The sequence below is a fragment of the Pacificibacter maritimus genome (assembly GCF_003814915.1).
GTDB classification, from domain to species: Bacteria; Pseudomonadota; Alphaproteobacteria; order Rhodobacterales; family Rhodobacteraceae; genus Celeribacter; species Celeribacter maritimus.
In genome coordinates this window covers 1-23,559 of sequence record NZ_RKQK01000003.1, presented here as the reverse complement: position 1 = coordinate 23,559, position 23,559 = coordinate 1, and the positions used below count along the sequence as shown (strand labels likewise).

The window sequence follows — 23,559 nt, the reverse complement described above, 5'->3', positions numbered from 1 at the left end:
GCTGATTTTGGCGCGCCTTGTAAAACGATTTTAGGCAGGGCTAATGACCGACAAAACGCCAATCCAGATCGCGGCAGAAAAACACGTCGGGCGTATTGTGCGGCACAGTTTCGCATTTCTATATGTCGAACGTGTGGCGCAGGCATTCTGGCTGTGTTTTGTCATTTTGTGCGTTGGATTGGTCGGTCTGCTGTGGAATGTCCCTGCGGTGATCGGTCGCCTTCCTTTTGCGTCTATATGCGCAGTTTTATGGAGTGCTAGTTTTGCGCTTGGCTTGATGAAGTTTCAGCGTCCAACCCGTTCTCAAGCGCGGGCGCGCATCGATGCGAATTTACAAAACAGGCCTTTGCAGGCGCTTGAAGATTCGCTTTCTGATGCAGATGAAGGTCCCGCCACGCGAGCGCTTTGGCAAATCCATCTCAACCGCATGGCCGAAGCAGCACAGCAAGCATCGGCACCGCTGCCACAGATACGTTTGGCAGCGCGTGACCCTTATGCGCTGCGTTTGATTGCTGTAGGTGCTTTGATTATGTCGGCTTTGTTTGGCCCTTCTGTGGATTGGCGTGCAGGTACTGCACAGCGCAACATCATTGCTGCTGGCCCTGCATGGGAAGGTTGGATAGAGCCGCCCGCGCATACAGGCAAACCTACATTGTACTTGGCAGATCTGCCCCAATCCTTTGCTGCGCCAGCAGCGTCTAAAGTTATTATCCGTCTTTACGGTGAAGAAGACGCGTTAAAGCTGCGCCAAACTGTGACGGAGGCAGCGCAAGATCAGGCGGGTTCCTCACATGAATTTGCCTTGGAAAAGAACGGCGAAATTGAAATCAAAGGCGATAAAGATCAACTCTGGTCTGTTGCGCTCTTACCTGACCATGCACCTGTGGCGCGACTGGTCGGTGAAATGGAGCGCGCTGTCTCGGGCGAAATGCGGCAGGCATTTTTACTGTCAGATGATTTCGGCGTGACGCGGGCGGAATTGACCATTTCGACAGATTTCGACGCTGTTCAGGCGCGCTATGGGTATAAAGTTGCACAAGAACCGCGCGTGGACATTCGCTTGGAAATACCATTGCCGCGCAGCGCAAGCGCAGCTGAGATCGAAGGTTTGGTCGCTGAAAACCTATCGCAGCACCCGTTCTCTGGTTTGCCTGTGCAGGTCAATCTCACCGCTTGGGATGGCGCTGGCATGAGGGGGCAAGCCGAACCCTTGTTTGGGATTTTGCCGGGGCGGCGATTTTTTGATCCGCTGGCTGCGGCCTTGATTGATGTGCGGCGCGAGTTGCTGTGGAGCCGCGAAAATGCCCCCCGCGCATCGCGTGTTATCCGTGCGATCAGCTATGGCCAAGATGAGATCAATGGCGGTGACCAAGCGCTGTTTTTGCGGCTGCGGTCCATCGCGGGTCTCATTGAGACAGACGGGCAGAGCATGACGAAGGCGACTGTTGATGAGGTCGCTCAATCGCTTTGGGATATCGCTATTGAGCTGGAAGATGGAGAGCTATCCGAGGCATTAGAACGTTTGCGCCGTGCGCAAGATCGCTTGGCACAAGCAATGCGCGATGGCGCCACGGATGAAGAAATAGCAAAGTTGATGCAAGAACTGCGTGCCGCCAGTGATGCTTATATTCGTCAATTGGCTGAGCAGCAGTCAGATCAAGATACTCAATCAGGGCAATCGCAAGAGACCCGTGATATCACTGGCGATCAGTTGCAAGAATTGATGGACCGCATCCAAGAATTGATGACACAAGGGCGCATGGCCGAAGCGCAGCAGTTGATGCAGATGCTCAATGAGCTGCTCGAAAATATGCAAGTGACCCAAGGCGCGGGGCAGGGCAGTGCGGGTGAAGCCATGGAAAATCTGCAAGAGACCTTGCGTGATCAGCAGCAATTGAACGACGATACATTCTCGGAATTGCAAAATCAGTTTGGCGATCAAGGTGAGCAAGGCGGGCAAGGCGATCAAGACGGCGGATCATTAAGTGATCGCCAGCAAGCTCTGCGAGATGGGCTTGGATCGCAATCAGCACCCTCCCAAGGTGGGCAAGGTGATGCAGCTGGCGAGGCACTTGAGGGTGCAGAAAATTCGATGTCAGATGCAGAACAAGCTTTGCGCGACAACGACTTAGCAGGGGCATTAGACAGTCAGGCGCGGGCCATGGACCTGCTGCGCCAAGGGATGCAAGCCCTGCAAGATCAACAATCCCAAGATGGGACGGGCCAAAGCGAACAAGACGGACAAGGGCAACGATCTGCGCAAAACGGCCAAGATCCGCTGGGGCGGGGGGCAGGGGATCAAGGCAACGGGGCGCTTGGTGGCGAAGGCTCAAATGAGGCGGATGCAGGGCGGCGCCAAGCCAAGGATTTGGCTGATGAAATCAAGCGCCGCTCCGCGCAACAAGACCGAGATGCCAATGAACGCGACTACTTGAACCGCTTATTGGATCGGTTCTAGCTGCCGTTTAACTGACCGAGTAAAGCATTCAACCGTGAACTGGCGGCCGTCAAAGTGTTGTCCAGCCAGCTCCGAAAGGCGTTGACGCTTGTGACGTAGCTCTCAAGCAATCCAGCCAATGCAGGCACTTTCGCCGCCAAAAGAGGGGCCAAAATATAAAGCAAAACCAAGATCACAACACAGGTGATCAATGTGATGAACGTCAACGTAAACCCAGTTTGTTGGGCACGATTACTGCGGGTCTGTTTGTCTGGAATGCTGCCATCTTCATCACGTTCTGAGGCCGCGCTTAATGTCGAATTGATTTCTTCGATATCAGGCAAAAGATCACGTCTTTTGCGGCTGGTGGCGGACGCCAAGCCCCCGACAGCTTCGGCAGGGTTCAACCCGCGTAGCCGCGCCATACGTTCGCGAAGCCCCTTTACTTGATCTGATGCTTCTTCCAAGCCCAGCTCAGGTTGTGTTTCCAAAGTGTCTGGTGCGCGCTTGGCTTGATCAAATTCCACTTCAGCACGCAAAATATCACGCACACTATCTGACACAGCAGAACGCTGCATCGGGGGTGTCGTAGATTCGTCGGCTTCATCGCTTTGGACATCTTGCGATACGTTTATGTCTGAAGGTGCTTGATCAACACCATCCTTCTCTGCGCCCTCGGCAGGCTGATCTTCGGCCTCGTCATATGGTTCTTGTGAAAAATTCGGCACCTGCGGTTCGTCGTGCATATCTTCTGGCGCATCAATGGATGCGTCAGAAACAGTATCTTCTGCCGTCAGTTCAAACCCCATTTCTTGCGCAAGATCGGCATCCGCTTCGGCGGATTGTTGAAACCATGTATGTCCACAGTTTGAACATTGCACATCGCGCCCTGTTGCTGGGATTACCTTTGCATCAACTTCGTATTGAGCACCACAATTGGGACAAATGAGCCGCATATCTTCCCCTACCACATGTTATGAGTGGTTTATCTTGTTCGTTTTTCTAGATTCTTAACGAGGCAGGCAGGATTGTCCATGTTTTTGCAACAGTTGGATTGAATAGCGCGCGCCTGTGAGGCAAAACTGTCGCGACCGAAGGTTTAGGGGATACCTGTGATTGAGTTTAATAATGTAGCCTACGGATATGGCGGACGTGATCTTTTGACGGAAATTTCGCTATCGCTCAACCCAGGGTCGTTTCACTTCTTAACGGGCCCATCCGGAGCGGGAAAAACCACATTTTTGAAGCTGTGTTACCGTGAATTAGAACCCACGGCAGGACAAATTCATCTGTTTGGCCAAGCAACACGCGATATCACACGAGACCAAGTTGCAGAATTACGACGCAAAACGGGTGTGGTGCATCAAGACTGCAAATTTTTAGATCATTTAAGTGTTGCTGAAAATATAGCCATGCCATTGTCGGTGGCTGGCAAACCGATGGATGTGGCGAACTTGACCGAACTGATGGCATGGGTTGGATTGTCAGAGCGCGCCGACGCCTTGCCAGCAGAATTATCAGGCGGCGAACGTCAACGCGCTGCTTTGGCGCGCGCTGTTATCATGTCCCCAGATGTGGTGATTGCTGATGAACCCACTGGCAACGTCGATTGGGATATGTCTTTGCGTTTGTTGCAATTGTTGATTGAACTGAACCGTATGGGCAAAACCGTGATCATCGCCACGCATGATATGCATCTGATCCGTCAGGCCAAATCCCAAGTGCAAACCCGTGTTCTGCGGATTGCCAATCGACGCATTCAGCAAGCAGGGGTGGATTTATAATGGCACTCAGTTTGCCCTTTCTTAAGACGGATACAACAATCCACGATCGCATTGTACCGCCGTCAGGTTTTACCGCCAGATTGACGATCTTAACGGCTGGCGCGATGGCCTTTTTAGCAGTATTTGCTCTGACGCTTTCACTGGCAACAGGCCGTTTGGCTGAGCGCTGGGGCGGAGAACTGGCACGGTCATCCACAGTACGGATTTCGGCCCCCAGCGATCAGGTTGCAGCGCAAACGCAAGCCGCTCTTGATGTGCTTGCCACGACGCCGGGTGTACAATCCGCGCGCGCTTTGGACAGCGAAGAAGAACGCGCTTTGCTAGAGCCATGGTTTGGACCTTCATTGCCGATTGATACATTGCCCTTGCCTGTTTTGATCGAAGTGATCGAGACCTCAGACGGTTATGACGCCGAAGGGTTGCGTTTGCGCCTTGCAGGGGAGGCCCCCGGCGCCGTTCTGGATGACCACACACGTTGGCGTAAACCTTTGGTCGTTGCTGCAAATCGGTTGCGTTTTCTTGGCGTTATTTGTTTGATTTTGATCACTGGCGTTACGGCCGCTATGATCACCTTGGCTGCCAATGCGGCGCTCGCTGCCAATGGGCAAGTGATCCGCGTGCTGCGCCTTGTTGGGGCGAAAGATAGCTATATTGCTTCTGCATTCATTCGTCAGTTTACTCTACGTGGCCTGAGTGGCGCTTTGATTGGCACGGTTATGGGCTTGATTTCTGTGGCGCTTTTGCCAAATACGCAGGCCAGCGGCGGATTTTTGACTGGGCTTGGATTTCAAGGGTTTGAATGGCTTTGGCCTTTCGTTATTCCGCCTTTCGCAGCAGCCGTTTCATTTTTTGCCACACGCTTTGCGGCCAACCGAACCTTAAAAAGGCTGATGTAATGCTATATCCAATCCAATGGGTTTTATCCCTGATCTTTATAATCCAAATGTATGTGGCAATGGCCGTGTTTGGGTTGATCTATACGCCATTGGCGATCATAAATCGCAAATATGCATTTGATGCGATCCATATTTGGTGCAAATGGGTGCGTGTTTCTGCCCATATAATCTGCGGATTGAAATCTGAAATTCGCGGCGAAGTGCCTGAAGGCGAAGTGATCGTCGCGTCAAAACACCAAAGCTTTTTTGATATCATTCTGATCGTGTCGGCCTTGCCGCGCCCTAAGTTTATCATGAAAAAATCACTGGAAAAAATGCCAATCGTCAGCTTTTACGCGGAACGTGTGGGCTGTATTGGCGTGGATCGAGGCAAAGGCGGGCAGGCCATCAAGAAAATGGTGGCAGATGTGAAAGCAGGCAACAAACGCCCCGGCCAGTTGATTATTTTCCCTCAAGGCACGCGCGTGGCCGCAGGGGCGAAGCGCGAATATAAAGTTGGAACTGGCGTGTTATACACACAGGTCAAACAACCCGTGGTGCCAGCAGCGACCAATGTAGGTGTGTTTTGGAAACGCCAAGGTATTTACCGTGGTCGCGGCACAGCCGTGGTAGAATTCCTGCCCATCATTGAACCTGGCTTGTCGCTGAAAGACTTTATGGTGCATATTGAAGATGTGGTAGAAACTGCTTCAAATGACTTGATGAGCGAAGCTGGGTTTAAGCTGCCTGCGGAATAAGTTCTGTGAAAAGCGCATAAAAATGGCCGCAAATTGCGGCCATTTTTATATTCATAAAGTGGTCTTTGTCGTTGTTTTAGGGCTGATTTAAGCCGCCAACCCTTTTGAACCGATGTCCAAGAATTTCTTGCGTCGCGATTTCACCAAGTTTTCTGGGGTTTGATTTGATAAAGGTGCAAGCAGGTCTGCAATAGCCTTTCCAACCGAAGCGATCGTAGCCTCACGATCACGTTGTGCGCCACCAAGAGGTTCAGCAATAATGTGATCAATGACGGCCAGCTCTTTGAGCTCTTGCGCAGTCAGGCGCATCGCTTCTGCGGCTTCGCGCATTTTGCCTGCGTCCTTCCACAAAATTGAGGCACAGCCTTCAGGTGTGATCACGGAATAGATAGAATGTTCCAGCATCGCCACTTTGTTGGCCGCAGCAAAGGCAACCGCACCGCCAGATCCGCCTTCGCCGATGATCACAGCAATCAAAGGTACAGACAGTTGCAAACATTTTTGGGTCGAGCGCGCGATGGCTTCGGATTGGCCGCGTTCTTCTGCGCCTTTTCCGGGGTATGCGCCGGGCGTGTCCACAAGCGCAATCACAGGGATACCAAATTTGTCAGCCAATTCCATCAAGCGAACGGCTTTTCGGTAGCCTTCTGGGCGGGCCATGCCGAAATTACGTTCGATGCGCGATTTGGTGTCATTGCCTTTTTCATGACCAATCACCATCACAGGCTGGTCGTTGAAACGTGCCAAGCCGCCCATGATCGCATGGTCATCGGCAAAATTGCGATCCCCTGCAAGCGGCGTGTATTCGGTGAACAAGGCTTCGATATATTCTGCGCAATGGGGGCGATCGGGGTGACGTGCCACCTGACATTTGCGCCAAGGTGTCAAGGTTTTATACATGTCGACCAGCATCGCTTCCGCTTTTGCGTCTAAAGCGAGGGCTTCTTTTTCAACATCCATATCTTCATTGGCGCGCGCCATTGCTCGCAGCTCTTCAGCCTTGCCTTCGATTTCCGCAAGCGGCTTTTCGAATTCCAGATAATGGGTCATATTACACTCCGATACGATACTCTTAGACTGTATATGGCGATTTTTTTAAGTGGACGCAACTGAGCAAGATTCGTGACTTGGCTTTAAACAAGATTCGTCTTGCAATAAGGAAGAGACCGTAAGGTTGACGACCCCTGATGGGGGGCAAATATTACGGGTCTTGGACCAAGTCTATGCCAATCCTGCGGGTGATTTGTCGCTCGCTGAACCGCCGATAGTTTTGCCTGCCAGGTTCGGTTGTTTAGGGGATCTGCCGCAGTGTGAAGTCTCAAATGCCCGTGCGTGAGATCGCGCGCCCCTCGCAATCCATGGGCATCGCGGGCGGAAAATTTGCCGTACTTGCTTGCAAGGGCATTCCGCAGGGTTTGCACAGGTCTATGTCTGTTTGTTTGGTGAATGGCTGCCCGCGTTTGGCGAAGTGCCACGTGATTCGCCGCCCTTTGAGGTTTATCTGGGTACACCGCAGGATACAGCATTAGAAGATTTGATCACTCTGAACTGCGCGCCCTTGCAATAACAAGGACTTAGAATGACAAACGCCTCGAGATTTACACCTCGAGGCGTTGACCTCAACATTCAGGTTCCTCCCCCCCGAACGGAGTAAGCATAAGGTACTGATCAATTTCTGTGACGCAACGATAACTTGTCAGTTTCATGACAGAAATCGGTACTCATTTGATCTTTTCGTTCCCGATACTACGCTTTGGATTCGCGATTACTCTGAATAAGTGGGATTATATATCATTTTGATGCGCTTATTACGTAGATTATCCCTAATATTGATGAATTTCGCCGCAGATTGAAAGCACCTTGCGGGCTATGTCTGGCATGCTGTCCTAAATGCATAGGAGAGCTGCCATGATCCAAACACCATATCTTTTGTTCCTCGGCGACGCGCCCGATGCCCTTGCTGCCAAAGTTGCGCAGGGTATCAAAGATTGGCGCCCAGAGTTCGCGATTGGTCAATTCCGCATGGAGGGCTGCAAGGCTGACATGGGGCTCGCTGACATGACTTTGGCAGAAGCAAAGGCCGCAGGGGCGAAGACGCTGGTGATTGGCGTGGCAAACCGCGGTGGTGTGATTTCTAAAGCGTGGAAAAAGGTCTTGGTGCAGGCTTTGGAAGAGGGGTTTGACCTTGCCTCTGGCCTGCACAATTTGCTGAACCAAGAAGATGATCTGGTCGCCGTCGCGGCTGCTTGTGGGCGCAGTTTGCATGATGTGCGCGTGCCTTCTGTGGATTACCCGATTGCCAACGGAGTGAAGCGCACAGGCAAGCGGTGTTTGGCCGTGGGCACGGATTGTTCTGTCGGCAAAATGTACACGGCTTTGGCGATGGATGCCTCAATGCGCGCGCGCGGTTTGAAATCGACCTTCCGCGCCACAGGGCAGACGGGTATTTTGATCACTGGGGGCGGCGTGCCGCTTGATGCGGTCGTGGCCGATTTCATGGCAGGGGCCGTTGAATATATTTCCCCCGACAATGACGCAGATCATTGGGATCTGATCGAAGGGCAGGGCAGCTTGTTCCATGTGTCCTATTCTGGCGTCACCATGGCTTTGATCCATGGCGGTCAGCCCGATGCTTTGATCTTGTGCCACGAACCGACCCGCACCCACATGCGCGGCCTGCCTGAGTATGACCTGCCCTCATTGCAAAGCCTACGCGATACAGCTTTGCCTTTGGCGCGTGTTGCAAATCCTGCTTGTGAAGTCGTGGGTATTTCAGTGAACACGCAACATTTGTCAGAAGCAGATGCGCTAAGCTACCTCGCGAAAGTCGAAGCGGAAATGGGTCTGCCTGCGGTTGATCCATTCCGCCAAGGCGCGGATCGCTTGGTTGACGCATTGGTCAAAATGGACGAGACCGTTTCAACATAGCCCTAAAATTCGCCCCTAACATCAAGGATATATGATGACCCTTACCGTGACCGCCGAGGCGTTTCGCCTTGCTGAAGCCTTTGTAATTTCACGCGGATCGCGCACTGAAGCGCGGGTGATTACTGTCAAAGCATCGCATGGCGGACTGTCGGGTTGGGGCGAATGCGTACCCTATGCGCGCTACGGCGAAAGTTTGGAAAGCGTAGCTGCCCAAATCGAAGCATTGCCTGCGGATATTGATCGCGTGGCACTGCAAGATGCCCTTGAACCAGGGGCCGCACGCAATGCAGTGGATTGCGCGCTATGGGATTTGGAAGCCAAACAAGCGGGAAAACCTGTGTGGCAACTGCTGGGTATGGCCAGACCTATGCCTTGTATCACCGCCTATACCTTGTCTTTGGGCACGCCTGAGGCGATGCAAGCGGCCGCGGCGAAGCATGCGCACAGGCCGTTGCTTAAGATCAAACTGGGCACGCCAGATGACATGGCGCGCCTTGAAGCGGTGCGGCGCGGTGCGCCCAAGTCGCGGATCATTGTGGACGCAAACGAAGGGTGGAGCGCCGAAGTCTATGCCGATCTTGCCCCACATTTGCTGCGCTTGGGCGTTGATCTGGTGGAGCAACCCATGCCCGCAGGCCAAGATGAGATGCTGGGCGAAATTGCGCGGCCTTTGCCTGTCTGTGCGGATGAATCTTGTCATGATCGCGCCAGCTTGGGCGATCTCAAAGGCAAGTATGACATGATTAATATCAAGCTGGACAAGACGGGCGGCTTGACCGAGGCCTTAGAATTGCGCGCTGCGGCACAGGCGCAGGGGTTTGGAATTATGGTGGGCTGCATGGTTGGAACCTCTTTGGCGATGGCGCCAGCGGTGCTTGTTGCGCAGGGCGCGCGCATAACAGACCTTGACGGGCCGCTTCTTCTGGCCGAAGACCGTGACAACGCATTAAAATTTGATGCCGATGGGGTGCATCCCTCTGCGTCAAAACTTTGGGGCTAAGGCCATTTTAAGGAGACCAGCATGAGCCAAATCGTTTACGTCAACGGAGAATTTGTTCCAGCAGCAGAGGCAAAAGTCTCGGTGTTTGATCGTGGTTTCCTGATGGCCGATGCTGTCTATGAAGTGACCTCTGTGGTCGGTGGCAAGCTTTTGGCATTTGATGGCCATATTGAACGTCTGCAACGGTCACTGTCTGAACTTGAAATGGCCTCTCCTGTGACAATGGACGAGTTGCTGCAAATCCATCGTGATCTGATTGCAAAGAACAACCTTGAGGAAGGCGGTATCTATCTGCAAGTGACACGCGGCGCGCCCGATGCGCGTGATTTCGCATGGCCTGATCCCGCTGAAGTGCCAAGCGGCATCGTGTTGTTTACATTTGAAAAACCTTTGATCGACAGCGCGATCATGGATGCTGGGATCAAAGTGATGTCCATCGCTGATGAACGTTGGGGCCGTCGTGACATCAAGACAACCCAGTTGCTGTACCCGTCTTTCGCGAAGATGCAGGCCAAAAAGCAAGGCTGCCAAGATGCGTGGTTGGTTGAAGATGGCTATGTCACCGAAGGCACTGCAAACAACGCCTATATCGTTAAAGATGGTGTGATCATCACCCGCGAATTGAGCACTGACATTTTGCACGGCATCACCCGCGCTGCGATTTTGCGCTTTGCTATTGAGGCACAGATGAAAGTCGAAGAACGCCTCTTCACAATCGAAGAAGCGCAAAATGCGGATGAAGCTTTTGTGACTTCAGCGACTGGGTTTGCGCAGCCTGTGATCGAAATTGATGGCGCGCAAATCGGCACAGGTGTGCCTGGTGATATTTCGAAACGCTTGCGCGAAATCTACACCGAAGAAATGATAAAAGCCGCGATTTAACAATCGTCGGTGCTTCACAAGCTGTGGCACTGCGCCGATTTCGACATGATTACGATAAAGGCCCGCTCAACTGCGGGCCTTTTTGTGTATGTGTGCGATGTGCAAATTGTCGCCTCAAACCATAGTGGTGGGCGCCCGTGCTGCTTAACCGTGCCGCTTAAATGATCGCTGCAGTATAGAAGAACTCTATTTCGACATCGGCCATTTGATCTGCGGTGACATTTTGTAAAAATGCCATGTTGATCCCGTTGTAGCCAATCATAACGCCACCACCTACATCCGCGTACTCCAAGAGGGTTTCATCTTGCGCGGGGCCATCCCATGCCAGTACAAGCTGATCTTCTTCTGGATTGAAATCTGTGATCGTGACCACGTTTTCATCCTCAAGCCCTTGGCGCAAAACGCCGATAATATCAGCGCCCGCACCGCCAGTTACAGTATCGCCATCATCGACCAAAATCGAATCCGCGCCATAGCCGCCGTTCACTGTGTCAGGGGTGTTTTCGTTATAGTCAAAGGTGAGGATTGTGTCCTGCCCCTCGTCGCCGTAGATCGTGTTTGATCCCAATACATCAAATATAACGTCATTCCCCGCACCACCGCGGATAAAGTCGTCGCCTTGTTCTAGATAGTCAGTTTGCGAGTCATTCGTTTCGCCCGTCGTAATGCCCGTCGTATCATCACCGTCACCAAGGAAAATGCGGTCATCGCCGTAGCCGCCCTCAACCACATCATCGCCCGCATTGCCGTAGAGTGTGTCGTCACCGCCGTTTCCTACCACGGTGTCATTGCCTGCACCGCCCCCCAAGTGGTCGTTGCCTGCTTGACCCGAAATAGTGTCATCCCCCAACATGCCTTCAAACAGGTCATCGGCGGGGGTGCCCAAAAATTCGTCATCCCCATCTGTGCCAACGGGGCTGACTTCTATGGGGTCTTCTTCCTCCGCATCTTCCACGTCATCTTGTGCTGCGTCATCGTCAACATTGCTGTCGTTGTCATCAGCGTTTTCGTCTGACGAATCATCACTGCCCCAAGTGTCGATTGCAAAGGACAATCCAAAGAGTGACGTGAGTAGGCTTAAAAGTAACATATCGGTATCTCCGAAATCTCAAACTATGTGCTGTGCCGTCTGGTCAAGCGACACAGGATCGATCTAAATTTTTTGTCAGCGATTTTGTAAGCGATGCTGAAAACATCCTTTTGATTTTAAAAAAAACGCGGTCTCATTCACCAACGGCATCACAGAAATTTGCTGATATGCAGCTGTTATTCGCAGCCCATATTGGGGCATTTGACTGTGGCGACCCATATTAAAGCTAAGAAAATCAGTAACAGACGCTATGTTTTGAACAAAGGCTTTTTTAGATGTATGAAGGCTTTGGGAACTATGCTGCGCGATGCGCCATACTGTTTCCAATCAAGCGTGGCGTTTGGTCCATTTTGCATCATATCGCAGAAATAAAGACAGCAGCTAAGATGTGTCGCGCCGAATCAAATCCTAAAATCGTCAGGGCGCAGCACGGGCGGAAAGCTTAGGCCTTATCGCTGTCGACATTGGCGGCAAATGCGGCATCGAATGCGGATTTCTTATCATCAGAGGCTTCTGTCTGATATTGCGCTTTCCATTCCGACATGGGCATTCCGTAAAATGTTTCACGCGCTTCGTCTTTTGACATTTCGATACCACGCTCATTGGCAGCTTCTTGATACCACCGCGACAAGCAGTTGCGGCAAAAGCCCGCCAAGTTCATCATGTCGATGTTTTGCACATCCGTACGCTTGGTCATCAAATGATCGCGTAAACTGCGAAATGCGGCGGCTTCAAGTTCGAGTCTGGTTTGGTCATCCATGATGGTATCCTTAGGTCGGGGCTGTCAAAGCCCTGTTTTCGCGAGTGTATCTGTGAGAATAGGGGCGATTAAATTGGCCCAATAAAGTTGCGTTTGTGGTGTTTCAATCAAATCAGATCGCAATTCAATCAGCACATTGGGCCGATTTTGCGCCACAGTATGTGTGGCAATCGCATCTCCAGGAAACTGCCCAACATAGGGTTCATTGTCACCGATGCAAAGCGGTTCACCCAGTTCAGCCGCAGCACTCTTTAAGGCGTCTGAATTGCGCATCGCATCAATTAAAGGTGCAGTGAGGCGTTTGTCTGCCGCAGAGAGAATCCCGATTTGCCAAGGCCGCCGTGCGCGTGCCGTAAGTTGCGGTGTAAAGCTGTGTACTGCGCAAATCACCGTGTCAGGCCTGCGCGCGGCAAGGCTGCGATAGGCGTCATGATAAGGGCGGTGGTATGTGTTCAAGCGTCGTGTGATTTCGGCATGATCGGCATAGCGATTTGCGGGGATAATCGTGCCATCGTAGAGTTTGCGCACCAATGTCGGATCGCGCTCTCCGCGATTCGGGTCGATCACAAGACGCGAAAACTGTGTATAAATCGCAGGGCTTTGCAAAAGGCGCGCCAGTTCGATGGTGACGCGCTTTGCGCCGATATCATAGGCGATATGCCGGTCAATTTCCGACTGGGGTAGGCCAAGATTTGGTTCAAATTCCGCGGGAATGTGGTTCGTGGCGTGGTCACATGTGATCAACCAGCGGCCCTCAAAATCTAAATTGATCTGCTGAAATGGTGAAAAATCGTTCATTTAACCGTCATCTTCTGCTGTCATGACCCTAATAAGACCTTTGAAGGCAAAGGGCCAGTTGTGCCTTGGCGCAGATTGCGCCATAGAGGGGACGGCCCACCGCGAATTGAAATGACCGAAAGGATGTAAGGCAACTATGAGACGCCTTCGCAATGTAAAGATCGTGGCCACATTGGGCCCAGCTTCGAACACCTATGAAATGATCCGCGCGCTCACAGAAGCCGGCGCGAATGTGTTTCGCTTGAATATGAGCCATGGTGAACATGGTGAAATTCGCGAACGCCACGCGATGATCCGCAAAGTCGAGAAAGACTTGGGGCGCCCAATTGCTATTTTGGCTGACCTTCAGGGGCCAAAACTGCGTGTCGGTAAATTCGCCGAAGAGTCTTATGATCTGGAAGTGGGCGCTAAGTTCCGCTTGGATCTGGATGACGCGGATGGCGATATCAATCGCGTGCAGCTGCCACACCCCGAAATCTTTGCAGCCCTTGAGGTTGGATCCAACCTTTTGGTCAATGACGGAAAAATCCGTTTGCAAGTGGAAGACTGCGGCAAAGATTATGCCAATTGCGTTGTTACTGTCGGTGGTACGATTTCAAACCGCAAAGGTGTAAATGTACCTGACGTTGTGCTACCTTTGGCCGCCTTATCAGAAAAAGATTTGAAAGATCTCGAATTCGTTTGTGATCTTGGTGTTGATTGGCTGGCTTTGTCATTCGTTCAACGCCCAGAAGACGTGATCCAAGCCAGAGAATTGGCAGCAGGGCGTGCGTTTGTTTTGTCCAAAATCGAAAAACCATCTGCTGTGAAAGATTTTGACGCTATTTTGAAAGTGTCAGATGGCATCATGGTTGCCCGTGGCGATTTGGGTGTTGAACTGCCTGTCCATGCTGTGCCTCCGATCCAAAAGCAACTGATCCGCAAATGTCGTGCGGCTGCAAAGCCTGTCATCGTTGCCACGCAGATGCTTGAATCGATGATCGAAAGCCCCATGCCCACACGTGCTGAGGTCTCTGATGTCGCGACTGCGATTTATGAGGGCGCAGATGCGATCATGTTGTCTGCTGAATCCGCAGCAGGGGATTTCCCGATCGAAGCTGTGAGCACCATGAACAACGTGGCCATGGAAGTCGAAAGCGATCCTGTTTACCGAGAGGTTATGGATGCATCTCGCGCTGGTAAAAAAGAAACCACGGCTGATGCGATCGTATCAGCTGCGCGTGAGATCGCTGAAACGACTGATATCAAAACCATCGTTTGTTACTCTGAAAGTGGGACAACAGCGGCTTTGACAGCGCGCGAACGTCCACATGTTCCGATCATCGCGATGACATCTTTGTCGAAAACTGCACGCAAACTTTGTTTGTACTGGGGCATGCATTGCATGGTCACAGGCGAAGTGGATCGGTTTAAAATGGCTGTGGTCAATGCTGCACGTGCTGCGCGGACATTTGGCTTTGCCACTGAGGCAGATAATATCGTTGTGACAGCGGGTGTGCCCTTCAACCAGCCTGGTACAACAAACATCTTGCGTGTTGCGCCTTGTGACGAACGCTTGATTTTTAACACAGACCCAGAATAATGGCTCTATGGTATAGATAGAGTTAGGGGTGAAATATGGACGCAGATCTTTTTCTGGTGATCGGGGCAGTAATACTGGTGTTATCAGTGCCTGCTTTGTTTAGCGCTTTCTCTGAAAGCCGTCCGCCCCGCACTGGCGCTGTCATGGTTTTACTTGGGGGAGGCATGGTCTTTTGGGCCATCACGCAACACCCCGGTGGATATGAATTTAGCGATATTCCCCACGCTTTGACCCGTGTTATTGGACGTTATTTTTAAATCCGCACATTAATCACTCTTTTCACTTGCCAAGCATGGCTGACCGCAGTAATTGCTCAGCCTCATGGTGCGCGTCCGGCGATCTGGCATGCCGAGTCGCGCGTTTAACCATCCGAACACTCGAAAAAGGAGATGGAAATGCCTAAGATGAAGACAAAGTCAGGCGCAAAAAAGCGCTTTAAAATGACTGCAAGTGGCCTTGTAAAAGCTGGTCAAGCTGGCAAACGCCACGGCATGATCAAACGTTCAAACAAATTTCTACGTAACGCACGTGGCACGACAACGCTTTCCGCACCTGATGCGAAAATCGTTAAGTCGTACATGCCGTACAACCGCTAATAGGAGGCTCAGAATATGTCCCGTGTTAAAGGTGGTACAGTCACTCACGCTCGTCACAAAAAAGTCATCAAAGCTGCAAAAGGCTACTACGGCGCGCGTTCACGCTTGTTCCGTACAGCTACGCAGGCTGTTGACAAAGCAAACCAATACGCAACCCGCGACCGTAAAAACCGCAAGCGCAACTTCCGCGCTTTGTGGATCCAGCGTATCAACGCTGCGGTACGTGCGCATGATGAAGCTTTGACATACTCAAAGTTCATCAACGGTCTGTCATTGGCTGGTGTCGAAGTGGACCGTAAAGTCCTTGCAGATCTTGCCGTACATGAACCAGAAGCGTTTACAGCCATCGTCGAAAAGGCGAAGGCCGCGCTCGCGTAAATCATTTCCTTTCGGGGATTGATAACTCATTTAGAAGCCGCGGACCCTGAATAGGGGCTCGCGGCTTCTTGTCTTTTAGGCCCGCCGTGTTACCAAGCGGGGACAAAACTTTTAGGGTGCCGACATGGATGATCTGAAAAACAAATACCTTACTGCCATCAACGAGGCAGGGGACGAGGCGACACTCGAAGACATCCGTCTGAAAGCCGTGGGCAAAAAGGGCGAAGTGTCTTTGAAAATGCGCGAGCTTGGCAAGATGACGCCCGAGGAACGCCAAGTGGCAGGCCCGAAGTTGAACGCGTTGAAAGACGAAATTAATGCCGCTTTGGCTGCGAAAAAAGTCGCTTTGGAAGACGCCGCTTTGGACAAACGCCTGTCTGAAGAATGGCTGGATGTGACATTGCCCTCACGCCCTGCGCGCCAAGGCTCTATTCATCCTATCAGCCGCGTTTCTGAGGAAATCTATGCGATTTTTGCCGATCTTGGGTTTGCCGTGGCCGAAGGTCCGCAGGTCGAAGACGATTGGCACAATTTCGATGCGCTCAACATCCCGCCACATCACCCCGCGCGCCAAGAACACGACACGTTCTATATGCACCGCGATGAAGGCGATGATCGCCCGCCGCATGTTTTGCGCACGCATACATCACCCGTGCAAATCCGTACTTTGCTTGACCAAGGTGCGCCGATCAGCATCATCGCACCAGGCCGCGTGTACCGCTGTGATTACGACCAAACCCACACACCGATGTTCCACCAAGTCGAAGGCCTGTGCATCGGCAAAGACGTGTCTATGGCGAACCTTAAATGGGTGCTCGAAGAATTCTTCACCGCCTTCTTTGGCACAGAAGTCAAAACCCGTTTCCGCGCCTCGCATTTCCCATTCACTGAACCCTCCGCCGAAGTGGATATCCAGTGCAAATGGGACAACGGCACCGTGAAAGTGGGCGAGGGCGACGATTGGCTCGAAGTTTTGGGCTCTGGCATGGTGCACCCGAATGTGTTGAAAGCGGGCGGCATCGACCCTGATGAATGGCAAGGCTTTGCCTTTGGCATCGGTATCGATCGTTTGGCCATGCTGAAATACGGCATCCCCGATCTGCGTGCCTTCTTCGATTCCGACCTGCGCTGGCTGAAACACTACGGCTTTAACCCGCTCAGCGTGCCAACGCTGGCTGGGGGGATTAACGGGTGAAGCGTGATTTAGGAATCGTCCGAACGTTACTTCTAGAGGCTGAGAAATCAGGTGACCGATATTTCGATATCGGAGCATGGGCATACGCCGATCACGACATGCGAGAAAAAGAACTTCAATCGGAACTCTCGAAAGAAGATCTTTTCCATCTTGATTTGCTTGAGCAAGGTAAGTTGATTCGAAAATCGTTGTGTGAACATTCTGATCAAGTGGTGTGGGAAATCACTTGGGACGGATATGAGTTTTTGGATGCGGTAAGATCGGAAACGTTGTGGGCCAAAATGCAAGAAGAAGCGAAAGCACAAGGGATTTCTTTGACTGTTAAGTCAGCGATTTCATATTTTTCAATGTTTGCAAAAGAAGTCTTCGAGGTTGCAGCTGCCAACTAAGCTCTATGCCTCTTATAGCAAACGGATATCTTCAGGATGAGTTATCAAAATGACTGACCAAAACGACTCAATGGAAGACCTTCAGGTCACCTATCCCGGTGCGGGGATGTTTCAGCTTGCGAACAATCGCACGCGTTGTGCGCAGCTCAATGAATTGGTGGCACAGGGCAAGAAAGCCGCGACCTCTATGCCGTGGTCCGAATTCGAAGGTGACGAAGGCGCGCTGCCCGTCGCAGGCCGTGTCGATATCATTGCCGATTGGGACAACAACCCCGCCTTGATCGTGCGCACATTGGAAGTGGAAAAAGTGAAATTCCGCAATGTGACGCCCGCGATGGCCCTCAAAGAAGGCGAAGACCAAGACATCGAAGCGTGGCGCAAGCGCATGACCAAGAAATTCGGCACACAAGGCAAGCTCGACCGAGACACGCTTTTGGTTTTTGAAACTTTTGAACTGGTCGAGGATTTGGGCGTCCGCTAGGCGCCCTGACATTATATGAAACTGTTTGATACAAAATTCCACGAAATGGACGACGACAGTCGTCGCGTTTATGCGCTCTACGAATTGGCCCATACGCTGGTCGATCTCGGGGCGGCGCTGTGTTTTATCGTCGGATCGTTCTTTTTCTTTTCCGATGAATTGCAATATGCAGGCACGTGGCTTTTTGTGATCGGCTCGTTTTTATTTGCTGTTAAACCAACACTGCGCTTTGTGCGCGAACTTAAATTGCTGCGTCTTGGACGGCTTGGTGCCGCTGATCAGCCCGCCCGCGATGAAAAGGACACCCAATGAAATTTACAGTCTCATGGCTCAAAGAGCACTTGGAAACGGACGCGACTTTGGACGAAATCCTCTACGCTTTGACGGACCTTGGTCTTGAAGTTGAAGGTGTCGAAGATCCTGCCAAGGTTTTTGCCGATTTCGAAATCGCCAAGATCACCCATGCAGAGCAGCACCCAGACGCCGACAAATTGCGCGTGTGTAAAGTGCAAGCGGGGGCGGGCGAAACCCAGATCGTGTGTGGCGCGCCGAATGCACGGGAAGGCATCACTGTGGTTTTGGCCAAGCCTGGCACATATATTCCGGGTTTGGATATCACCATTTCTGTCGGTAAAATCCGTGGCGTTGAGTCCTTTGGCATGATGGCGTCCGAAAAAGAGCTTGAATTGTCGGACGAGCACAACGGTATTATCGAATTGCCAAGTGGCGAAGTCGGTCAATCTTTTGCGGATTACTTGGCCGAAACTAATCCGTCTAAAATCGATCCCGTGATCGAAATCGCGATTACGCCAAACCGCCCAGATGCTTTGGGCGTGCGCGGCGTCGCACGCGATTTGGCTGCACGTGGCTTGGGCACGTTGAAGCCTTTGAAAGAGGCCAAAATTGCAGGCAGCTTTGCCAATCCGATTTCCGTGACCATTGAGGCGAGCGCGCAGGACAGCTGCAAAGTTTTTTCTGGCCGTTTGATCAAAGGCGTCAAAAACGGACCATCACCTGCATGGCTGCAAGACCGTCTGAAAGCTATTGGTCTGCGCCCAATTTCCAAATTGGTCGATGTGACCAACTTTTTCACCTACGATCAAAACCGTCCTTTGCACGTGTTCGATGCGGGCAAAGTTGAGGGCGGCTTGACCATTCACACCTCAAAAGGTGGCGAAGAATTGGTGGCCTTGGACGAAAAAACCTACACGATCCCTGAGGGCGTGACGGTGATTTCATCGGGCGGCAAAGTCGAAAGCATCGCGGGCATCATGGGCGGTTTGGAAACGGGCTGCACCGACGAGACCACGGATGTGTTTTTAGAAGCCGCCGTTTGGGACACCATCGCGATTGCCAAAGGTGGCCGTGCGCTGAAAATCAATTCTGATGCGCGGTACCGCAACGAGCGCGGCATCGATCCGGCCTACAACATGCAAGCCATTGAAGATGCAACACAAATGATCCTTGATCTGTGTGGTGGCGAAGCGTCTGAGGTGACTGTCGCAGGCCAAGTGCCTGACGTGTCTCGCGCTTACAAGCTCGACACAGATCGCGTGCAAAGCCTTGTGGGGATGGAAATTCTGCCAGAAAAACAGATCGCCACTTTGGAAGCGCTCGGCTTTGTGATCGATGGCGACATGGCCCATGTGCCAAGCTGGCGCCCTGACGTTTTGGGCTCTGCTGATTTGGTCGAAGAGGTCGCGCGTGTTGAATCCCTGACACAGCTTGAGCCAAAACCGTTGGCCCGCCCAGTTGGTATCGCCAAGCAAATCCAAACGCCCATGCAGGTGCGCGAAAGCATGGCGCGCCACACGGCGGCAGCTTTGGGTTACAACGAATGCGTGACCTATTCTTTCGTCGACGAGGCATCCGCGAAATTGTTTGATGGCGGCAGCGATGCTGTGAAATTGGAAAACCCGATTTCATCTGAAATGAGCCACATGCGCCCCGATCTTTTGGTCGGTCTGTTGCAAGCTGCATCACGCAACCAAGCGCGCGGTTTCAGTGATTTGGCTTTGTTCGAAGTCGGCGCAGCTTTCCACGGTGGCGAGCCAGGCGAGCAGCACGTGCAAATCGCAGGCCTGCTTGTGGGCGCGACTGGCCCAAAAGACGTGCACGGCGCGCGTCGGGACGTGGATGTGTTTGATGCAAAAGCCGATGCTGAGGCTGTGCTGTCGTCCATCGGTGCGCCTGCAAAGGTGCAAATTTTGCGCGATACGCCGAACTGGTTCCACCCTGGGCGCTCTGGCAAGATCGGTCTAGGGCCGAAAAAGATCATGGCGCAATTTGGCGAAATTCACCCAAAAACGTTGAAAGAAATGGGCGTCAAAGGTCCGGCTGTGGCTTTCACAGTGTTCTTGGAGCAACCACCATTCCCTCGCGGCGGCAAAGCCGCGCGCCCTGCGTTTTTCACCAATGACCTGCAAGCGGTCGAGCGTGATTTCGCATTCGTTGTCGATAAAGACGTGGCGGCCTTGGCTGTTGTGAATGCCGCCTTTGGTGCTGATAAAAACCTGATCGAAGATGTGCGTGTCTTTGATGAATTTATCGGTGGCAGCTTGGGCGAGGATAAAAAATCCCTCGCGATCACGGTGCGTTTGCAGCCTGCGAAAGAAACGCTGAAAGACAAAGACATCGAAGAAGTTTCAGCCAAGATCATCGCCAAAGTGGAAAAAGCGACCAAAGCGGTGCTGCGCGGTTGATCCCACGTTTGATGTGATTAGATTGAAAAGGCGCGGCTCAGGCTGCGCCTTTTTTACGTTTTGACGGGATAAAATATGACGCAGACCAAGATTGACCTTTGGCAGACTGTTGATGCCGCCATGACTGCACTGGATGAAGGCGCGCGCCCCAAAGCCCCCGTTTTGTCAAACGATGATCAGGCACGTCAATCTGGCAAACGTTTGGCCGCAATTCATCGCATGCATTTGCGCGATATCGTGACGGCAAAAGCGCTTTTGCTTCAAATCGAACAAACGGGGGCAGGGGCCGCAGAACTTGCCCAAGCTATCCCAAAGATGTCAATGACCCAGAACTATCAACGCTTCGGCAATCTATGTGGGCGTGAATGTATGGTTTTGAACATGCACCATAACCTCGAAGAACAAGAGATGTTTCCCCGCCTTGAACAACAAGGTGTTGCCGCGTTGTCCGCTGTGGTGGCCAAGCTGCGCACGGAACATCAAGTGGTGCATGCACTGATCGAGCGGCTGTATGAGGCTGCGGTCGATTTGGTGGACAACCCGTCAACCACCCGTTTTGAGACAGCGCGCCTTATATTTGAACAGCTTGAGGCTGTGGTTAGGTCGCATTTCAAATATGAAGAAACCGAGTTGGAAGAAGCCTTAGGGCTATTTATGGCGCTATGATCACTTCACGTTGGCTGCATTAAGGGCAGGGGGCGCGCACCCCCTGCTATACAGCCTGCTGTATTACGCTCAGTCGGGAATTGGCGGGATGTTTTTGGCTTTTTCTACCGCTGGGCGCGCATAAAAGCGGTCCACATAGGCCGGTACATTTTTTAGATCGTGATAGCCAACGACCTCTTTTGCACCGTAGAATTCCAAAGCGTTCAGCCAAGGTGCGATCATCATGTCAGCGATGGAATATTCGCCCACAATCCAGTCTTTGCCCTCGAGTTGTTTGTCTACGACTGCCAATAACCGTTTGGCCTCACCGATGTAGCGGTCGCGTGCTGTCGGGTCTTCCATCTTCGCACCTGCGAATTTGTAAAAGAACCCAAGCTGCCCAAACATTGGACCAAGTCCGCCCATTTGGAACATCACCCATTTCAAAGTTTCGTAACGCTTTGCGGGGTCTTTCGACAGAAACTTGCCAGTTTTCTCTGCGAGGTAAATCAGGATCGCGCCAGATTCGAATAGCTCAATCTGGGTGCCGTCTGGCCCATTAGGATCAATGATGGCTGGAATCTTGTTGTTCGGGTTCAACGCCAAGAACTCAGGGCTTTTTACATCTGCGTCTGTCAGCCCAACAAAATGCGCTTCATAAGGGACGCCCATTTCCTCCAAAGCGATCGACACCTTAACGCCGTTTGGCGTGGGAAAGGAATACAGTTGCAATTTGCTAGGGTCTTGGGCGGCCCAGCGAGAATTGATTGGGTGTGTTGTGATAGATGACATGTACTTTCCTTTTGAATGCTACTTGGTTTCAATATGGGGACTTTTCGCGAAAAATTAACCTCTTATCCTTGTGCAAATTTATGATATCCAATGAGAGCAAGCGCGCAAAATGACGCGCCGTAGAAACATGAGGGACACTATGCTTAAAGAATTCAAAGATTTTATCGCCAAAGGCAATGTCATGGACATGGCAGTTGGTATCATCATCGGTGCAGCGTTTACAGCGATCGTTAAATCCTTGGTCGACGATCTGATCAATCCAATCATCGGCCTGTTCATGGGCGGTATCGACTTTGCGAACAAATATGTTGTTTTGTCTGGCGACATCGCTGCGGGCACATCTTTAGCTGATGCGCGCGAAAGCGGCGCTGCGATTTTCGCATATGGCTCATTCATCATGGCGGTCATTAACTTCCTGATCATCGCATTCGTTGTCTTCATGCTCGTGCGTTACGTCAATAAAGTGAAAGCAGCGACAGAAAAGCCAGTTGAAGAAGTTGCAGAAGCGCCAGCAGGTCCAAGCGAATTGGACGTTCTTTTGGAAATCCGTGATTCCTTGAAGAAATAAGATCAAACTGTTGATCAAAGAAAGGCCCGTGTACGCCAGTACGCGGGCCTTTTTCGTGATCCCGAGGGACCATCACTTTGGGGATAGATATATAACGTGCGCACGATCGACTTCCGTCGCACTTGCTTTGATATAATTTCCGTGGGATGAATTTGCTTATCTAATGACAAAAGCAGGATGAATTCATCAAATGCCACAGATTGACGAGACAGACCGCCGTATTTTGCGCATCCTGCAAAAGAAGGGCCGCATCTCTAACGCTGATTTGGCTGTTGCTGCGAATGTCTCCAGCTCTGCTTGCCACCGCCGCGTGCAGCGTTTGGAAGCTGACGGGATCATTCGCGATTATGTTGCCCTGCTCAGCCCGACCCATGTTGATCGGCGCTCTACTCTTTTTGTTGAGGTCACTTTGACGTCGCAAGCCGATGATGTTTTGGCTGCCTTTGAAAAAGCGGTGCAGACTGTCCCTGATGTATTGGAATGTCACCTGATGGCAGGGGCGGCGGACTATATGCTAAAAGTGGTCGCAGCTGATACGGATCACTTCGCTGAAATTCACCGATCCCTCGTGCGTTTGCCTGGCGTTGTGAAGATGCAATCCTCTTTTGCGATGCGAACGGTTTTTAAAACAACTTGTTTGCCTGTCTGACTGTGCTTGTGATGCGCGTCTTTTTCTCCTGCGAGTCGGGTGAATCGGCGCAGATTGCGCGTGCAAATCATCAACGGGTTCTATCCCATCCTTGATTTGCGCCCAATACCCACTTTCTCGGCGCTTAAAATCCAAGCATTTCCCCATGTTTTGAACAGTTTATGAATTTATTTTGATTTTTTCATGAAACTGTTAAAAAAGGGGTTGCGGGTATTGGGTGTTGGGCTTAGAACCCCCTCTACCGGCAGCGAGAGATTGATTGTTGGTTTG

Annotated in this window: 26 protein-coding genes; 20 read left to right on the top strand and 6 right to left on the bottom strand. The window is 51.8% G+C overall.

From position 1 onward, the window contains the following. Positions 1-43 precede the first annotated feature (43 nt). Entirely contained in the window at positions 44-2,458 is a 2,415-nt protein-coding gene (locus EDD53_RS09430; protein WP_123793012.1) for a DUF4175 domain-containing protein, read from the top strand. Here the strand turns inward: EDD53_RS09430 and EDD53_RS09425 are convergent. Then, positions 2,455-3,393 carry a zinc-ribbon domain-containing protein gene (locus EDD53_RS09425; RefSeq protein ID WP_123793011.1) on the bottom strand — a complete coding sequence of 313 codons (939 nt, stop codon included), beginning with the start codon at positions 3,391-3,393 and terminating at the stop codon, positions 2,455-2,457. The genes EDD53_RS09430 and EDD53_RS09425 overlap by 4 nt on opposite strands. Positions 3,394-3,549: 156 nt before the next feature. Here EDD53_RS09425 and EDD53_RS09420 point away from each other — a divergent pair, with 156 nt between their 5' ends. Genes EDD53_RS09420 through EDD53_RS09410 form a run of 3 tightly spaced genes read left to right on the top strand, consistent with a single transcriptional unit; the run spans position 3,550 to position 5,854 of the window. Then, entirely contained in the window at positions 3,550-4,221 is a 672-nt protein-coding gene (locus EDD53_RS09420) for a cell division ATP-binding protein FtsE (protein ID WP_123793010.1), read from the top strand. Next, complete coding sequence (locus EDD53_RS09415; RefSeq protein WP_123793009.1) at positions 4,221-5,117, top strand: cell division protein FtsX; 897 nt, start codon at positions 4,221-4,223, stop codon at positions 5,115-5,117. Before EDD53_RS09420 ends, EDD53_RS09415 begins: the two co-directional genes overlap by 1 nt. Then, on the top strand, positions 5,117-5,854 hold the full coding sequence (locus tag EDD53_RS09410; protein WP_123793008.1) for a lysophospholipid acyltransferase family protein: 738 nt from the start codon (positions 5,117-5,119) through the stop codon (positions 5,852-5,854). The genes EDD53_RS09415 and EDD53_RS09410 overlap by 1 nt, the downstream gene beginning before the upstream one ends. 87 nt (positions 5,855-5,941) lie before the next feature. Here EDD53_RS09410 and EDD53_RS09405 read toward each other — a convergent pair whose 3' ends face one another. Beyond that, a complete protein-coding gene (locus EDD53_RS09405) occupies positions 5,942-6,904 on the bottom strand; it encodes an acetyl-CoA carboxylase carboxyltransferase subunit alpha (RefSeq protein WP_123793007.1) in 963 nt (320 codons plus the stop codon). Positions 6,905-7,247: 343 nt separating this feature from the next. On the opposite strand from EDD53_RS09405, the gene EDD53_RS15080 reads away from it, so the two are divergent. The 4 genes from EDD53_RS15080 (at position 7,248) to EDD53_RS09390 (ending at position 10,664) form a co-directional block, all read left to right on the top strand. Next, on the top strand, positions 7,248-7,421 hold the full coding sequence (locus tag EDD53_RS15080; protein WP_342772306.1) for a GyrI-like domain-containing protein: 174 nt from the start codon (positions 7,248-7,250) through the stop codon (positions 7,419-7,421). A gap of 341 nt (positions 7,422-7,762) precedes the next feature. Then, on the top strand, positions 7,763-8,782 hold the full coding sequence (gene dgcN / locus EDD53_RS09400; protein ID WP_123793006.1) for an N-acetyltransferase DgcN: 1,020 nt from the start codon (positions 7,763-7,765) through the stop codon (positions 8,780-8,782). A gap of 34 nt (positions 8,783-8,816) precedes the next feature. After that, positions 8,817-9,782, top strand: coding sequence for an N-acetyl-D-Glu racemase DgcA (dgcA, locus tag EDD53_RS09395; protein ID WP_123793005.1), 966 nt, complete (start codon positions 8,817-8,819; stop codon positions 9,780-9,782). Positions 9,783-9,803: 21 nt separating this feature from the next. Beyond that, a complete protein-coding gene (locus EDD53_RS09390; protein WP_123793004.1) occupies positions 9,804-10,664 on the top strand; it encodes a D-amino-acid transaminase in 861 nt (286 codons plus the stop codon). 157 nt (positions 10,665-10,821) lie between these two features. Here EDD53_RS09390 and EDD53_RS09385 read toward each other — a convergent pair whose 3' ends face one another. From EDD53_RS09385 to EDD53_RS09375, 3 genes are all read right to left on the bottom strand, one after another. Beyond that, the gene (locus EDD53_RS09385; RefSeq protein ID WP_123793003.1) at positions 10,822-11,754 is read right to left on the bottom strand and encodes a calcium-binding protein; all 933 of its coding nucleotides are present in this window, start codon (positions 11,752-11,754) and stop codon (positions 10,822-10,824) included. A gap of 442 nt (positions 11,755-12,196) precedes the next feature. After that, entirely contained in the window at positions 12,197-12,514 is a 318-nt protein-coding gene (locus EDD53_RS09380) for a DUF1244 domain-containing protein (protein WP_123793002.1), read from the bottom strand. A 24-nt stretch (positions 12,515-12,538) separates the two neighbouring features. After that, the gene (locus EDD53_RS09375) at positions 12,539-13,312 is read right to left on the bottom strand and encodes an N-formylglutamate amidohydrolase (RefSeq protein ID WP_123793001.1); all 774 of its coding nucleotides are present in this window, start codon (positions 13,310-13,312) and stop codon (positions 12,539-12,541) included. 136 nt (positions 13,313-13,448) lie between these two features. Here EDD53_RS09375 and pyk point away from each other — a divergent pair, with 136 nt between their 5' ends. From pyk to EDD53_RS09325, 10 genes are all read left to right on the top strand, one after another. Continuing rightward, a complete protein-coding gene (gene pyk, locus EDD53_RS09370; RefSeq protein WP_123793000.1) occupies positions 13,449-14,894 on the top strand; it encodes a pyruvate kinase in 1,446 nt (481 codons plus the stop codon). 35 nt (positions 14,895-14,929) lie between these two features. Then, entirely contained in the window at positions 14,930-15,151 is a 222-nt protein-coding gene (locus EDD53_RS09365) for a hypothetical protein (protein WP_123792999.1), read from the top strand. A 138-nt stretch (positions 15,152-15,289) separates the two neighbouring features. Next, positions 15,290-15,490 (top strand): 50S ribosomal protein L35, encoded by a 201-nt coding sequence (gene rpmI, locus EDD53_RS09360; RefSeq protein ID WP_123792998.1) that lies wholly within the window; start codon positions 15,290-15,292, stop codon positions 15,488-15,490. Positions 15,491-15,505: 15 nt separating this feature from the next. Beyond that, positions 15,506-15,868 (top strand): 50S ribosomal protein L20, encoded by a 363-nt coding sequence (rplT, locus tag EDD53_RS09355; RefSeq protein WP_123792997.1) that lies wholly within the window; start codon positions 15,506-15,508, stop codon positions 15,866-15,868. Positions 15,869-15,992: 124 nt separating this feature from the next. After that, entirely contained in the window at positions 15,993-17,063 is a 1,071-nt protein-coding gene (pheS, locus tag EDD53_RS09350) for a phenylalanine--tRNA ligase subunit alpha (RefSeq protein WP_123792996.1), read from the top strand. After that, positions 17,060-17,452: a DUF2513 domain-containing protein gene (locus EDD53_RS09345; protein ID WP_123792995.1), complete on the top strand. Its 393-nt coding sequence runs from the start codon at positions 17,060-17,062 to the stop codon at positions 17,450-17,452. Before pheS ends, EDD53_RS09345 begins: the two co-directional genes overlap by 4 nt. 49 nt (positions 17,453-17,501) lie before the next feature. Further along, the gene (locus tag EDD53_RS09340) at positions 17,502-17,933 is read left to right on the top strand and encodes an ASCH domain-containing protein (RefSeq protein WP_123792994.1); all 432 of its coding nucleotides are present in this window, start codon (positions 17,502-17,504) and stop codon (positions 17,931-17,933) included. A 15-nt stretch (positions 17,934-17,948) separates the two neighbouring features. Then, complete coding sequence (locus tag EDD53_RS09335; protein ID WP_123792993.1) at positions 17,949-18,245, top strand: YrhK family protein; 297 nt, start codon at positions 17,949-17,951, stop codon at positions 18,243-18,245. Then, positions 18,242-20,635: a phenylalanine--tRNA ligase subunit beta gene (gene pheT / locus EDD53_RS09330; RefSeq protein WP_123792992.1), complete on the top strand. Its 2,394-nt coding sequence runs from the start codon at positions 18,242-18,244 to the stop codon at positions 20,633-20,635. Before EDD53_RS09335 ends, pheT begins: the two co-directional genes overlap by 4 nt. A gap of 75 nt (positions 20,636-20,710) precedes the next feature. After that, a complete protein-coding gene (locus EDD53_RS09325) occupies positions 20,711-21,301 on the top strand; it encodes a hemerythrin domain-containing protein (RefSeq protein WP_123792991.1) in 591 nt (196 codons plus the stop codon). A 69-nt stretch (positions 21,302-21,370) separates the two neighbouring features. Here the strand turns inward: EDD53_RS09325 and EDD53_RS09320 are convergent, their stop codons facing one another. After that, positions 21,371-22,072, bottom strand: coding sequence for a glutathione S-transferase N-terminal domain-containing protein (locus EDD53_RS09320; protein ID WP_123792990.1), 702 nt, complete (start codon positions 22,070-22,072; stop codon positions 21,371-21,373). Positions 22,073-22,211: 139 nt separating this feature from the next. Here EDD53_RS09320 and mscL point away from each other — a divergent pair, with 139 nt between their 5' ends. Beyond that, a complete protein-coding gene (gene mscL / locus EDD53_RS09315; protein WP_123792989.1) occupies positions 22,212-22,640 on the top strand; it encodes a large conductance mechanosensitive channel protein MscL in 429 nt (142 codons plus the stop codon). Between the two features lie 190 nt (positions 22,641-22,830). Continuing rightward, positions 22,831-23,289, top strand: a complete 459-nt coding sequence (locus EDD53_RS09310) for an Lrp/AsnC family transcriptional regulator (RefSeq protein WP_123792988.1) — start codon at positions 22,831-22,833, stop codon at positions 23,287-23,289. Positions 23,290-23,559: the final 270 nt, after the last annotated feature.